Source organism: uncultured Winogradskyella sp. (genome assembly GCF_947501905.1).
Taxonomy (GTDB): Bacteria; Bacteroidota; Bacteroidia; order Flavobacteriales; family Flavobacteriaceae; genus Winogradskyella.
In genome coordinates this window covers 701,842-716,219 of the sequence record NZ_CANMXL010000001.1, presented here as the reverse complement: position 1 = coordinate 716,219, position 14,378 = coordinate 701,842, and the positions used below count along the sequence as shown (strand labels likewise).

The window sequence follows — 14,378 nt, the reverse complement described above, 5'->3', positions numbered from 1 at the left end:
TTTAATTATTGTTTTATAATCTTTTTTGTAATTCTTAAATCTGATGTTTTACTCTCAATATTTAAAAAATAAAGTGCAGTTTTAAGATTTGCTAGATTAGAGATTTCTATTTTTCCGTTTATAATATCTGTGGTTTGTTTTAATATCTTTCGGCCATTAATATCTATGATAGAGATATCAAATTCTTCAATAGATAAAGTAGAAGGGAGGTTTATTGTTATCGAATTTACAAAAGGATTTGGACTAACTTTAATATCTTCTAATGTAAAATCATTTGTGCTTAAAGAGCCTTGACAGAGTGACCAACCCATATCTTCCATAAAGCCAAGTGTGATGTTACCTGGGTCATGGATAGCTTCTCCATTATCTAAAATAGGTGTCATAAGGGCGTTGCTAGTTCCATTAAAAGTATTTTCATCCCAGTGACTATAGGAAGATCCACCAGAGTATGTACTTGGCGCAAAAGTCTTAGGTGCGTCACCTCCATTTTGCGCAGTAGCTAATGGGCTATTACATGTTAAGTTATCACTTGTAAATGCGACTAGCATAAGGTCAGAAGCTTCAGGAAAATTAGTTGCATTCAAGATTGAGATAGGGTTTCCGAAAATATCTCCAGCATCTATAAAGGAATCCCATATAGAGTTAAATTGAGAAGAGCCATCTAATGCAATACTTAATCCACTAGGTTCTCTCCTAACATAACCCAAATTATTATTTACAAAATGAAAACCTGTAATCCCTAAACCATGACCTAATTCATGTAATACTACACTAACAAAATCAATTTGTGTCCCTGCATTACCATCAGTCCCAAAATACCAATCGACATTTGAATTGAAATTACAACCTATATCAACAGAATTAGTACCGTTAAGCTCAGAGCCAATTAATTTTTCCGCTAAAGCAGCTGGATATAATGTATTAGGGCCTTGACCAGGAACAGTTGCATAAAATTCTGGGCCAGCACTACCTAAATTGCCTAATGCTGCTGGAGCAAATGTAGCATCAATTGTTATTGTTACTGGAGAGTCTAATAATGTTTCCCATATATCTACTGCAAATTGAAAAGCCAACTGAGCCTCACCAGGGCCGCCAAAAATATCTGTAGGGAATCCATTGTATATTACTTCTATAGTAGAGCAAGGATTTGCTCTATTGGCTAATCTTTCTTTCACAAATTCAGATGGTGGAGTGTAACTTATATTAATTTTATTTGATACTGGCAAGGTGCAGCCTTTTATCCCATTTTCTTCAGTATTATAAATAATAGTTTGCGCATCAGAAAATGAAAAATTAAATAAAAGGAGGAATATAAGTATTCCAGTTGTAATGTAATTCTTTATCATAAATTCAATCGTTGCTTTTTTTGAGACGCAAAAATAACGAAAGACTAACGTTTTTTCTTTTCATTTAACATAAAAAGGAGGCTTTTTCTATAAAAAGCCTCCTTTTTTTTAATTTTATGTCAATATTACTTTACAATCAATGTGTATTGTGGTGTTGGATTTAGTGGGCAAAAATATACATACTCTCCTTTAGCTAAGGTTGTTGTATTGGATGTCCCTTTTGTGTTATTTTCAACAGCCTTTGTTACATATGCCGTTTTAATATGTGCATCTGGATTAGATTTTGGCGCTAACACAAAACCTACTTTATGACCAACATTATTGTTAGATATTTCAAAAACATAAGAACCTTCTTCTAACGTTATTGTCTTCTGTGTAAACTCACCTTTGGTTTGTTCTAAAGATACAATCTTGGCTTTGCCATCTTTCATCATTGCGTCTTTTTTCATGGTCTCTTGTGCATTACCTATTACTGTGAATGTTAATGCGATTACTAAAATTGAAATTACTTTTTTCATGATATTTGTTGTTTTATTATTTGTGTTTATTGCGCATCATTGCGACTTGGTTAATTATGCTGTTTCTAATTCTAATGGTTGTGCCACTGGAAAATCTACAGGAACTTTAGTGGTACTATGTACATAGTTAGATATGGTTTTGTCTCCAACTAATGAAATAGTATCTATTAAGTTTGCTTTTGTGTATCCTGCATTAAAAAAGTTTTCCAAAACTGTTTCATCAGTCTTTCCTCTATTCTCTGTAATGTTTTTAGCAAGTTTTGCTAAAGCATCTAATTTGTTATTAACTGAAGAATATCCTGCTCTTAACTCAAATATCTGTTCATCAGTAAAACCATTCATTTTGCCAATTGCAGTATGTGCTGATAAACAATATATACAGTCGTTTACTTGACTAACAGCTAGGTTTACTACTTCTTTTTCTTTTGCAGAAAGAGATGTTTTAGCATTAGCAAAATTTAAATAATTCTCTAATGCAGTATCGCTGTATGCGTAGGTCGCAAATAAGTTAGGTACAAAACCAAGTCCTTTATTTAGGTTGTCAAAAATAGCTTGGTTATTTGTGCTTACGTCTTCTCTTGTTGGAACATTAAATGTGCTCATAATTTTATTTTTTAATTGTTATTATTTGTTTTTAAAACTGAAACTATTTCAGTGTTTTTTGTTGGTACAAAGTTGCTACCGTTTTTAGAATTAGGGAATGTTTGTTTTTCCTTTTGACTTGTCAATATCTCCCCCTTTAATCTTTACTGCTTATAAAAGGTTTTTCAGAATCACAATAATAATCATGTATAGATTTGTGCTCACAATGTGTTGCTGCACTTATTGTGTTAAGAATTCTTTTAGGACTGCTTCTGAATATTTCTATTAAATTGAATATAGATTTGTGTGTCTTTTTCATCTTATTGTTGTTTTATAATTACAATGCAAAGATGCAATAGGAAGTCTATCTGAAGAATGAAGAATTTGCCCTAATGATTGTCAATTTTTCCTAAGAAGATATTTTTAGCTTCTTTTTAAAGTCAGAAGGCGATTGTGAAGTATGCTTTTTAAATAATCTACTTAAATGTGAAGCGTCGTCAAAGCCAACTTCGTAGGCAATTTCTTTAGCAGTTTTATCGGTATAGATAAGTAGTCGTTTTGCTTCTAAAACAATCCGCTCATGTATAATTTGAAGAGGGCTTTGATTAAGTTTGGCAAAATTATTGGATAAAGTTTTGGGAGATTTAAAAAGCATATCGGCATAAAAACCAACACTATGTTCTTTTCTAAAATGTTGCTCTACTAAAAAATTAAATGAACGAAGTAAATCTACCTTAGAGCTTTTAGGGGTTTCTACAATGCCGCTTTTTGCTTTTAATAAACGTGTACTTTTTATAATAAATCGCGCCATGAGCATACGCAGCATTTCGGCTTGTATATTGTCTTTAGTCTCTAGCTCATCAATAAATACTTCGTGAAGTATCTCAAACTTACGCTGTTCCGTTTTATTAAGTGTAATAACAGGGATATTAGTATTGCCAAAAAATAAAATACCTACACAGCTTACTTCTTGGTCATGATCTTTAATGCAATAAAACTCACGATTGAATTGATAGATAATCGCTTCAGAATTATTAACAACCTGAAGATATTGAATAGGTGTCAATGCCAAAATACTTTGAGGTTTTAAGGTAAAAGGGACACTATCTATAATTAATTCTATAGGTTCAGACTTTGCCCATATAAAAGTATAAAGCTCTGTTTGTTTTGGAATTTCAAATGATTTTAGAGCCTTTTGGTCATTAAGATAAAAGATGGCGTCAGTAGAAAATTCTTTAAATTGATATTGCATTACTGCTTAGTCTAAAAGCTTTGCCAAAAATTACGAATTATTATAATTATAAATGTATAAGACTAAAAAAGTAGCCTTATTAAGCTACTTTTTTAAGTAAATCAAAGCAAGGACACTTTTTGCAACGTTTGTGTTCTGCCTTTTTATATTTTTTACAACACTTAGACTTGATTTTACCTAAAGCATCTAAACCAGAAGCCTCAAGTACTTTGATCCGCTCCTTTTTAAGTTTTTTACCTTTCTTTTTACCCACAATTATTTACTTAAATAACTGTGCAAAAGTAATTATTTGTATTTAATCTAAATAAACTTTAACATTTAAACGCCTGTGTTTGGAGCAGCAGAACTAACTACGGTTAATTGCTGTATGTCTCTGTCAAATAAATAGAGCCCTCCTTTATCGTCGCCTATCATATTTATCTTATCTAGTATAGTTCTTGCGGTAGCTTCTTCTTCAATTTGCTCAGCAACATACCACTGTAAAAAGTTATGTGTAGCATAGTCTCTCTCTTGGAGTGAAATATGTACCAATTCATTAATACTTTCGGACACAAAAATTTCGTGTTCTAAGAGTTTTTCAAACATCTTTTTAAAAGAATCAAAAGACACATTAGGCGCATTAAGTTCACTAATATGCGCATGACCACCACGTTCATTTACAAACTTTACCAATTTAAGCATATGCTCTCGCTCTTCATCAGATTGATCATACATAAAATTAGAAATTCCTTCTAGACCTTTAACTTCTGCCCATACAGCCATGGCTAGATATACTTGAGAAGATTCTGCCTCTATTTTTATTTGCTTGTTTAATGCAGATTCTATAGTTTTTGAAAGCATAGTTTACGTTTTTATCAAAGATACATAGTAAAAAAGACAAATAAAATAATAGTAAAGCCTTAGATGTCTTTTTCACTCTAATTCATAATTATTCTAATTTCTCTTTAGTATTTTTAATGAGAAAATATCTGCAAAATGTCTATAAAGCCTAAATTGTCAAGATTTAATACTCAAGTTTTACAAAAGTATCAGATATATAATGGCATTTTTATGAACCTGCCTTTTGATACGCTTTCAAAAACAGTTGCATTATTGCCACTGTTTTATGAGACTTGTAAAAAAGGCTTTGATGCTGGTGAAAACCCAACAGCAATAGTAGATACTTTCTTTAAAAAATACCAAGCCAGACTTAGTGCTAAGAGTCAAATAAATTTATTGTTTAGGTTTATTCAGTATATCGAAAGACAAGTCGTTTTGTTTGATGCAGTAGAAGATGCAGCTTTTCCTGTGGTAAATAATATGGAAGGTATTGGAACACTCAGAAATTTAAAAGAAACAGCCGAGGCTGAAAATAAAAAGCAACTCTTACAAGAGTATCTAAAAACGTTTAAGGTAAGGATTGTGCTTACAGCTCATCCGACACAGTTTTATCCAGGTACAGTACTAGGTATAATTACAGATTTGTCGAAAGCTGTTAAAGAAGATAATCTTCAGGAAATAAATAGTTTATTAGGGCAATTAGGTAAAACACCATTCTTTAAAGAAAAAAAGCCCACACCATACGATGAGGCTGTAAACCTTATTTGGTATTTAAAGAATGTGTTTTATCATTCATTTGGAAACATTTATGATTATGCCCAACAAAATATTTTTGATGAAGAAGAGATAGACAATTCAATTTTAAATATTGGCTTTTGGCCAGGAGGAGATAGGGATGGAAATCCTTTTGTAACACCTCAAATAACACTTAATGTTGCCAAAAAACTTAAAGAATCTATTATTAAAAAATATATAAAAGATGTTAAGTATTTAAGACGACGTCTCACTTTTAAAGGAGTTAGAGAGCGAATCATAGAGCTTAATCACCAACTTCACAATACATTATTAGATAAAGAAAACCAGATTTCTTTAGAGGAGTTTGTTACTGAGCTAAAAAGAATAAGAACGCTATTAGTAACAGAGCATCAATCGTTATATGTAAATAAAATTACGTCTCTTATAAACAAAACAACATTGTTTGGGTATCACTTTGCAAGCTTAGATATTCGTCAAGATAGTCGTGTGCACGATGCTATGTTTAGAAATTTAGTTGCAGAACTTATTGAGAATGACAGTGATTTATTCCCTAAAAACTTTTTTGATTTAGAAATATCAAAGCAATTAAAACATCTTTCAGAGATAAAAGGCTCAATAGGTAATATAGAATTTAAAGATGAGTTGGCTATAAACATTGTAGAGACCATTAGAGCAATGAAAACCATTCAAGAGCAAAATGGAGAAATAGCTTGTAACCGATATATTATTAGTAATAACCAGACCACTCTAAATGTATTGCAACTTTTTGCAATGCTAAAAATTATAGCTTTTAGCGATGAACTTACAGCAGATGTTGTTCCGCTTTTTGAGACTGTTCCAGATTTAATAGCGGCTCCAAAAGTTATGGAAGAGTTATATACTAATCCTAACTATCGAAAACATTTAGAAGCTCGAGGGAACAAACAAACCATTATGTTAGGTTTTAGTGATGGTACAAAAGATGGTGGTTATTTAATGGCAAATTGGGCTATTTTTAAAGCTAAAGAGGCTATGACGGAGATGTCTCGTAAATATGATATAAATGTTATTTTCTTTGACGGTCGTGGTGGACCACCAGCACGTGGAGGTGGAAAAACACATCAATTTTACGCTTCGCTAGGACCAACAATTGAAGATAAAGAAATACAATTAACTATTCAAGGTCAGACGATTAGTTCTAATTTTGGAACATTAGCATCTTCTCAGTACAACATGGAGCAATTAATAAGCTCAGGAATTTCTAATAGCCTTAATGATAAAAATCTTGAGATGTCTCCAGAGAATAAAGCGTTGATGGATAGACTAGCAGAAATAAGTTATCAGGCTTATGTGGATTTTAAGAGTCATCCAAAATTTCTACAATATTTGCAGCATATGAGTACATTAAAGTACTATGCAAAAACAAATATTGGTAGTAGACCATCTAAACGGGGTAAGTCCACTGAACTCGTCTTTTCAGATTTACGAGCAATTCCATTTGTTGGAAGTTGGAGTCAGTTAAAACAAAATGTACCAGGTTTTTTTGGTGTAGGGACAGCACTAAAAGTCTATGAAGACAATAATGAATTTGATAAAGTGAAACAACTTTATAATGAATCAAAATTCTTTAAAACACTGATAGAAAATAGTATGATGTCTTTAACCAAATCCTTTTTTGATTTGACAAAATATATGCAAGAAAATAAGAAGTTTGGTGAGTTTTGGACCTTGATTTACGAAGAATACAAAACATCAAAACGCCTAATTTTAAAACTTTCAGGATATGATACTTTAATGGAAAATGAGCCCGTAGGTAAATCATCTATAGAAGTTAGAGAATCTATAGTATTGCCGTTGCTTACCATACAACAATATGCATTAAAAAAAATCAAAGACCTTGAAAATAGTACTACTAGAGACGAAGCTCAAATAGCCATTTTTGAGAAAATTGTTACTCGTGCTATGTTTGGTAATATTAATGCGAGCCGTAATTCTGCTTAGAAAAAGATTTCCTGAGCTAACCTAAATGTATTAGCATGTGCATCTACAATAGTTTTAATATTTGGCGAATAACCGCCGCCCATACTACACATAACAGGAATATCATTTGCTTTGCATTGCTCTAAAACAAATTGATCTCTAGCTTTACAACCATTAATAGTCATAGCTAGCTTGCCAAGTTTGTCACTAGCTACAACATCAACACCAGATAAGTAGTAAATAAAGTCTGGTTGTTGCTCATCTATTAGCCGAGGTAAAGTTTTCTTTAAAATTTTGAGATAGGTATTATCATCGGTATTGTTTTCTAGAGCAATATCTAAATTGCTTTGCTCTTTTTTAAAAGGATAATTACTAGCCCCATGCATTGAAAATGTAAAAACAGAATTATCTTCCCGAAAAATTTCTGCAGTACCATTACCTTGATGTACATCTAAATCTACAATAAGAATTTTATCTGCTAAGCCTTTACTTTGAAGATATTTTGCACCAACAGCTTGATCATTAATCATACAGAATGCCTCTCCACGGTTGGTATAAGCATGATGTGTGCCACCAGCAATATTCATAGCAATACCGTTTTTTAATGCAAATTCACTGGCTTTAATGGTGCCGTCTGTTATAAAACGTTCACGTTCTACTAAGATTTCACTGAGCGGGAATCCGATTTTTCTGGCAGCTCTTTGATTGAGCGTAATGTTTAGTAAATCATAAAAATAGTCTGGCTCATGTACAGCTAAAATATACTTATCATTAGGTCGAGTAGGTTCAAAAAAATTATGACTAGTACAAGTCCCTTCATGAAGTAATTGTTGGGGTAACAATTCGTATTTTTCCATAGGAAATCGATGCCCCAAAGGAAGTTGGTGTCTGTAAATAGGATGGTATGCTATTTTGAGCACTTAGTTTTCTCTTTCAATTTTTATTTCTTGAGAAATATACTCGTTATCATTTAGAATGCCTTCTACAAATAGTGAAATATCTTTAGTTTTGGTATCGTAAAACTTAAAATTAGCTGTTCCAGTAGCATCTAATTTGACATTTGGATGCCAGCCAATGGTACCATATTCTATAAAAAAATCGCTATTGTAATATTTGTATTTTGGAGTGTAAAATGTTTTTTCTTTACTAAACCTTAGAGGGACATCATATGTTGTGACCTTATTATTCTTTTTAATTGTTGTACCATTTGGGTCAGAGAAAATTTTTATAAATCCCGCATTTCCTCTTATTCCTCCTCCAACACCATAAAATTCGTATTCTATATAGTCAATATCTCCCATATTTAAAAAAGTTAAGAGACTAAAATCTGAGTTTACACCTAGACCAGAAAGAAGTGCATTATCTAAATAAACCAAAGGAACAGGATTTCCCCATTTTACCCTTGGATTAGTAATACTAAGCGTCCCAGAAAAATAATCAAACTGTGTTACCCAACCCAAACGTTGTAAATATAAATCTAGCCTGAGATTTCTAAGCTTAATATTGTCTGCTATTAAATCTATTCTGGCATTAGTTGCTTTAGTCTGTAAAGTTTCAAGCCTAGTTTTCCTGCTTTCTGCTTTGATTAATACCTCATCAAGTTTGGTAACGTTATCCTCTTTTTCTGTATTAATTTCCTGATTTGGATTAACTGATGTTTCATTAAGAGTATATGTTTCGTCAATTACATTTAGTTCATTTTTAAACTCAGGAAATTTTGAAGGATAATACTGTAAATATAACGATGGTTTTTCTTTAAACTTTTTCTTTTTAGTATTTACATATCCAATCCTGAATAAATCATCGTTAGTAGGGAAAGATTTTTTAATAGTAAAGACCTCTTCGTTCTGTGGTACATCAAAAATTTTAGTCTTATTACCTGCTAAAGGATATACAATATAAGTTCCTGGTTTTTCTTTATTAACATTTGCAACAATATCAATGCCACGCTCAAAAGGATAAAGAAATGTGCGTTCTTGATTGTTTAAAATAGTTTTCCAATTATAACTACTCCAACCTTGTGTAAGCATTAACAAGTCTAAATTATATTGTGTTTTTCTATCATTAGATTTAAAATAACTCGAGCCATTTTCGATGCGCCCTTTTATGTATGGCTGAATAAATAATTGGGTTAAAATATTATGATGATGATTGTAAGATTTAGTTTCAGACGGTAAAATAGAAACACTCAAATGAGATGATTTTAGAGTCTCGGTTAAGTCAAGGTCTAAGTTAATACTTAAGCTGTCAGTTTCAGGCTTAACTTTTACTTTAGATATTTTGTTTTGTAAAATAGATGAATTGTTAAAGTATAAACGTTCTAAAAGCGGTTTTTCGTCATTGCTGAAAATCGTAAAAATGTTAACACCTCTTGATAATTCACTTTTAGGAAAACTTAGGACTACTGTTCCATTTTCATTAAGTTGAAAAGGAGACAAAACCATGTCACTACCATTGTGTAATGCAACTTTGTAATCTCTATTTTTATTGCGTTGTAATGTTTCTGTATTAGTTTTAACTTGAAGTCTTATAATGTCAGAAGTTGATGATAAACTCATAGCTATACCGTAAGATTCGATATTAAGTGTTTGAGAAGATACTTCTTGTTCATTTATATTTATGTTTGCAGAATATCTTTTTCCAGGAATAGGTGTTAATAGTGTTTTAGCAAGGCCAACATCGTTTAATTGAAATTCTGAAACAATATTACCAGAATCATCTTTTATAGAACCATAAGCATTGGCAATACCATAGCCAAATTGATTTTTAGCAATAATACCTATTGTGTTAGACACATTATATATAATATGTCCGCCTTCACCTAGGGCTTGTAAATCTATTTGAATATCTTTAGGTGAAACAGGTTTAACTTCACCTAAATTATCAGCATCAATAACTTTAAATGTTTGCTCAAAATGGTTTTGCTCTTCAAAATTACGCATCCAATTTGTGTAAGCTTTAAAGGTGAAAATACCAGTAGATAATGTACTATCTACGTCAAATACATTAGAGGCAACGCCTTTATTTACTCGGACTAGCTTTTTCTTAATCACCTTTCCTTCTTCATCGCTTATAGTGCAATATAGATTGCTTGTCATTTTAGATGGCTTTTTGGTAAACTTATCAAAAACATAAGCTGTAAACCCTAACATTTCACCTTCTATATAAGTAGATTTATTAAGATGAGCATATGCTATTTCTCTGGGTGCTTCGGAGTATTCTTCATATGCGTCTACAGTATCTGTAGATTGTGCATTAAGATTTGCACTAACTAAAGTTGGTAATAAAAAAGAAAATAATAAAAGCCGATAGAAAGTAGTTTTGAGCATAGTAAGAAATTTTATATAAATCTCATCAAAAACTATTCCTAAAACTAGACTTTTAACTAATTTTTAATCCGTTTGAGATATCTTTAATGTCAGGGTTAACAAAAACCAAATCCCCTGATTCATTTTCTGTCATTAAAATCATGCCTTGGCTTTCTACACCTCTTAGTTTTCTTGGAGCTAAATTCACTAAAACTGTAACACGTTTACCAACCACATCTTCTGGCTTAAAGCTTTCCGCAATACCAGAAACTATTGTTCTAGTATCGATACCTGTATCTACTTTAAGTACTAAAAGTTTTTTGGTTTTAGGCATTTTTTTAGCCTCTAAGATAGTGCCAACTCTGATGTCTAGTTTAGTGAAATCGTCAAAAGTAATTTCCTTTTTTTGAGGTTCTACAGCCTTATTAGCTACTTCATTAGCTTTTTTGCTAGCTTCTAGTTTGTCGAGTTGCACTTGGATTTGAGCATCTTCAATTTTAGAGAATAATAATTCACCTTTACCAATTTGATGTTCAGCGGGTAATAAAATTTCTTTACTTGAAATATTATCCCAAGAGTTATCTCTAGAGTTTAATATGTTTTTCATCTTAGCAGATGTAAATGGTAAAAACGGTTCACATAAAACAGAAAGAGCAGACGCAATTTGTAATGCTACAAACATCACTGTTTTTGTTCGCTCCTCGTCTGTTTTTATCGTTTTCCATGGTTCTTCGTCAGCAAGATACTTATTCCCTAATCGAGCTAAATTCATTAATTCTTGACTAGCTTCTCTAAAACGGTAACGTTCGATAGAGCTAGCAATAACAGATGGATACGCTTTTACAGCAGCCAGAGTTTCTTGGTCTACTGAAGATAAATCTGAAGGTCCAGGAATAACGCCATTATAATATTTATTTGTAAGTACTACGACTCGGTTAATGAAGTTTCCAAAAATAGCAACCAACTCATTGTTATTTCTTGCTTGAAAATCTTTCCAAGTAAAATCGTTATCCTTTGTTTCTGGAGCATTTGCTGTCAGTGCATAACGTAATACATCTTGTTGATTAGGAAAATCTTTTAGATAGTCTGGTAACCAAACCGCCCAATTTTTTGAAGTTGATAATTTGTTGCCTTCTAGATTTAAGAATTCGTTTGCAGGTACATTTTTAGGTAAAATATACGAGCCTTCTGCTTTAAGCATTGCCGGGAAAATAATGCAGTGAAATACAATATTGTCCTTACCAATAAAGTGAACTAAAGCCGTATCGTCTTTTTTCCAATAATCTTCCCAATTTTTACCTTTTCGAGCAGCCCACTCTTTAGTAGCAGAGATATAACCAATCGGCGCATCGAACCAAACATAAAGGACCTTTCCTTCACCTCCTTCAACAGGTACAGGAATTCCCCAATCTAAGTCTCGGGTTACAGCACGAGGACGCAAGCCATCATCTATCCATGACTTTACTTGTCCATAAACATTAGGTTTCCAGTCTTTTTTATGGCCTTCTAAAATCCACTCTTTTAAGAATTGCTCGTGTTTGTTTAAAGGTAAAAACCAATGTTTAGTTTCTTTTAAAGTTGGAATATTGCCTGTAATTGCAGATTTTGGATTTATCAAATCCGTTGCATTATGGCTAGTGCCGCAGTTTTCGCACTGGTCACCATAACTCTCCTCATTACCACATTTTGGGCAAGTTCCAATAACAAAACGATCTGCTAAAAACTGATTGCCTTCAGCATCATATAATTGTTCTGAAACTTCTTCAACAAATTCATTTTTATCATACAAGGTCTTAAAAAACTCTGAAGCTGTATCATGATGAATTTTTGCTGAGGTACGCGAATAGTTATCAAACGTGATACCAAAATCTTCAAAAGATGTTTTAATAATTGTATGATATTTATCTACTATGTCCTGAGGTGTTACACCTTCTTTTTTAGCCTTAATTGTAATAGGAACACCATGCTCGTCACTACCACAAATAAAAGCAACATCATTCCCCGTAAGTCTTAAATATCTTGAATAGATATCTGCAGGGACATAAACACCAGCTAAATGACCGATATGTATTGGTCCGTTAGTGTAAGGAAGTGCGGCTGTAATGGTATAACGCTTAGACATGAATTTTCTAATTTTTACTGAAGCGCAAAATTACGATTTTACTTGTAGTTATAAAATGAAAAGCCCTTAGTAATAACTAAAGGCTTTTATGAGGGATAATTTTGCTGGACTATCTTATAATTAAAGACTTGCTAAAATTTTGATTACCTACAGATATTCTATAGATATATTGTCCAAGGCTAAGTTTGGTTTTTATTGTGTTTTTTACATTAATACTATGCTCGCCCGCAAATAACATTTCGTTTTTAAGCGTGGCTATCTCTCTTCCCATTATATCATACAGTTTAACGACAGTATGTTGTGTAAATGGATTTATAAATTTAATAATGGTATCATTATTTGGATAAATAACAAAATGTTTAAAACGATCTCTATTAAAATCATCAACACCTAAGGCACTGCAATTAAAACCTAAATCAACACGCTCATAATTAACATTTAACAGAGCTTCATTAACTAAGTTACTATTAACACAAAGCCAGTCTTCCATTATCGAAGCGTAAATGGCTCTAAAGTCTTGTTCATAATCTAAATTATCGTCTACAAGTGCTGTTAAACTTGGGTGATTGCCAATAAAACCATTGCCTTGGATTGCTGGGCCAAATAACATTAATGGGGCAGCAGTACCATGATCAGTACCATTAGATCCATTCTCGTAAGTACGACGACCAAATTCACTTATAGTCATAGATAATACTTTATCATCCATACCAACAGAAGCTAAATCCTCATAAAATTTATTGATAGAGTTTGATAAATCTGTTAAAAGCTCTTGGTGTTTTTCTGCTTGATTCGCATGTGTATCAAAACCACCAAGAGTTACCATATATACCTTAGTGCCTAAATTACCTTTTATTAATCTTGCCACTATAGCTAATTGTTTGCCCAACTTCTCATCTAAGTATTCTGAGGTATTTACACCATTTTCAAAAGCCTCATGAATAGTATTAGCATATTTATAAGTGGTGTTTGTTGTGCCTCTTAAAAACTCTAATTGCTCTCCGTAAATACAATCTGGTAGATTGTTCATGTCGTGAACTGTGCCATTTTGAGCTATAGCTTCAAGTTGGTTTGGATTTGCAACAGAAAAAGCATAATTGTTTGAATCGCCTTCAAAGATTAAGTTTCCAATACTGCCAATTTGTACGGCAGCAGGAATTTCAGGGGGATTTAATATATATTCAGGGTAAAGCTCTTCAAAATATCGCCCTAACCATCCAGATTGCGTTGTATTATTTGCATCTGTTGATGCCCAAATATCTGAACTCGCGAAATGAGATTGATTAGGATTTTCGTAACCAACACCATGCACAACCTTCATTCCGCCATTATCCCATAAACTTTGTAAATCTCCCATGTAATTAGGCATACCAAAATCTGAGCCTAAGTTTATAAGATTATTTAAATCATGTTTTATAGAAGGTCTTGATATGGCATAGTTGTCATAGTCATAAATAGGAACTATAGTGTTAAGCCCGTCATTACCACCTTTTAATCGTATAATTATTAATACTCTATCAGTTTCAGAGGCACTAATAGCAGCTGCAAGTTTTGTGTTTGTAGATGCAGATAAAGGAGCGCCACCAATCATCATGGTTCCTGCGCCGGCAAGCCCTAAAGCTTGTAAAAATGAGCGTCTATTCCATTTTTTATGCTCCATGTCGTGAGCATTGGCGGCTTTTGTTTTATGTTTATTTAAATCGTGATTACACATAG

At 32.5% G+C, this 14,378-nt stretch carries 12 protein-coding genes; 1 reads left to right on the top strand and 11 read right to left on the bottom strand.

Annotated elements, in window-relative coordinates:
* Positions 1-5: 5 nt before the first annotated feature.
* The 7 genes from Q0770_RS03280 to Q0770_RS03250 form a co-directional block, all read right to left on the bottom strand.
* Positions 6-1,346: a T9SS type A sorting domain-containing protein gene (locus Q0770_RS03280; protein WP_299113957.1), complete on the bottom strand. Its 1,341-nt coding sequence runs from the start codon at positions 1,344-1,346 to the stop codon at positions 6-8.
* A 125-nt stretch (positions 1,347-1,471) separates the two neighbouring features.
* Complete coding sequence (locus Q0770_RS03275) at positions 1,472-1,864, bottom strand: hypothetical protein (RefSeq protein ID WP_299113955.1); 393 nt, start codon at positions 1,862-1,864, stop codon at positions 1,472-1,474.
* Between the two features lie 54 nt (positions 1,865-1,918).
* Positions 1,919-2,467, bottom strand: a complete 549-nt coding sequence (locus Q0770_RS03270; protein ID WP_299113953.1) for a carboxymuconolactone decarboxylase family protein — start codon at positions 2,465-2,467, stop codon at positions 1,919-1,921.
* 136 nt (positions 2,468-2,603) lie between these two features.
* Entirely contained in the window at positions 2,604-2,765 is a 162-nt protein-coding gene (locus Q0770_RS03265) for a hypothetical protein (RefSeq protein ID WP_299113951.1), read from the bottom strand.
* A gap of 90 nt (positions 2,766-2,855) precedes the next feature.
* Complete coding sequence (locus Q0770_RS03260) at positions 2,856-3,698, bottom strand: helix-turn-helix domain-containing protein (protein ID WP_299113949.1); 843 nt, start codon at positions 3,696-3,698, stop codon at positions 2,856-2,858.
* Positions 3,699-3,777: 79 nt separating this feature from the next.
* A complete protein-coding gene (locus Q0770_RS03255; protein ID WP_299113947.1) occupies positions 3,778-3,951 on the bottom strand; it encodes a hypothetical protein in 174 nt (57 codons plus the stop codon).
* Between the two features lie 65 nt (positions 3,952-4,016).
* Complete coding sequence (locus Q0770_RS03250) at positions 4,017-4,538, bottom strand: ferritin (RefSeq protein WP_299113944.1); 522 nt, start codon at positions 4,536-4,538, stop codon at positions 4,017-4,019.
* Positions 4,539-4,673: 135 nt separating this feature from the next.
* On the opposite strand from Q0770_RS03250, the gene Q0770_RS03245 reads away from it, so the two are divergent.
* The gene (locus tag Q0770_RS03245; RefSeq protein ID WP_299113943.1) at positions 4,674-7,253 is read left to right on the top strand and encodes a phosphoenolpyruvate carboxylase; all 2,580 of its coding nucleotides are present in this window, start codon (positions 4,674-4,676) and stop codon (positions 7,251-7,253) included.
* On the opposite strand, the gene Q0770_RS03240 is transcribed toward Q0770_RS03245, so the two are convergent.
* The 4 genes from Q0770_RS03240 to Q0770_RS03225 all read right to left on the bottom strand — a co-directional run bounded on the left by Q0770_RS03240 (position 7,250) and on the right by Q0770_RS03225 (position 14,376).
* Positions 7,250-8,152 carry a histone deacetylase gene (locus Q0770_RS03240; protein WP_299113941.1) on the bottom strand — a complete coding sequence of 301 codons (903 nt, stop codon included), beginning with the start codon at positions 8,150-8,152 and terminating at the stop codon, positions 7,250-7,252. The two genes, Q0770_RS03245 and Q0770_RS03240, sit on opposite strands and share 4 nt — an antisense overlap.
* The gene (locus tag Q0770_RS03235) at positions 8,153-10,561 is read right to left on the bottom strand and encodes a hypothetical protein (protein WP_299113939.1); all 2,409 of its coding nucleotides are present in this window, start codon (positions 10,559-10,561) and stop codon (positions 8,153-8,155) included.
* 52 nt (positions 10,562-10,613) lie between these two features.
* Positions 10,614-12,662, bottom strand: coding sequence for a methionine--tRNA ligase (metG, locus tag Q0770_RS03230; RefSeq protein WP_299113937.1), 2,049 nt, complete (start codon positions 12,660-12,662; stop codon positions 10,614-10,616).
* 109 nt (positions 12,663-12,771) lie between these two features.
* Positions 12,772-14,376: a DUF1501 domain-containing protein gene (locus Q0770_RS03225; protein WP_299113935.1), complete on the bottom strand. Its 1,605-nt coding sequence runs from the start codon at positions 14,374-14,376 to the stop codon at positions 12,772-12,774.
* Between the last annotated feature and the right edge of the window lie 2 nt (positions 14,377-14,378).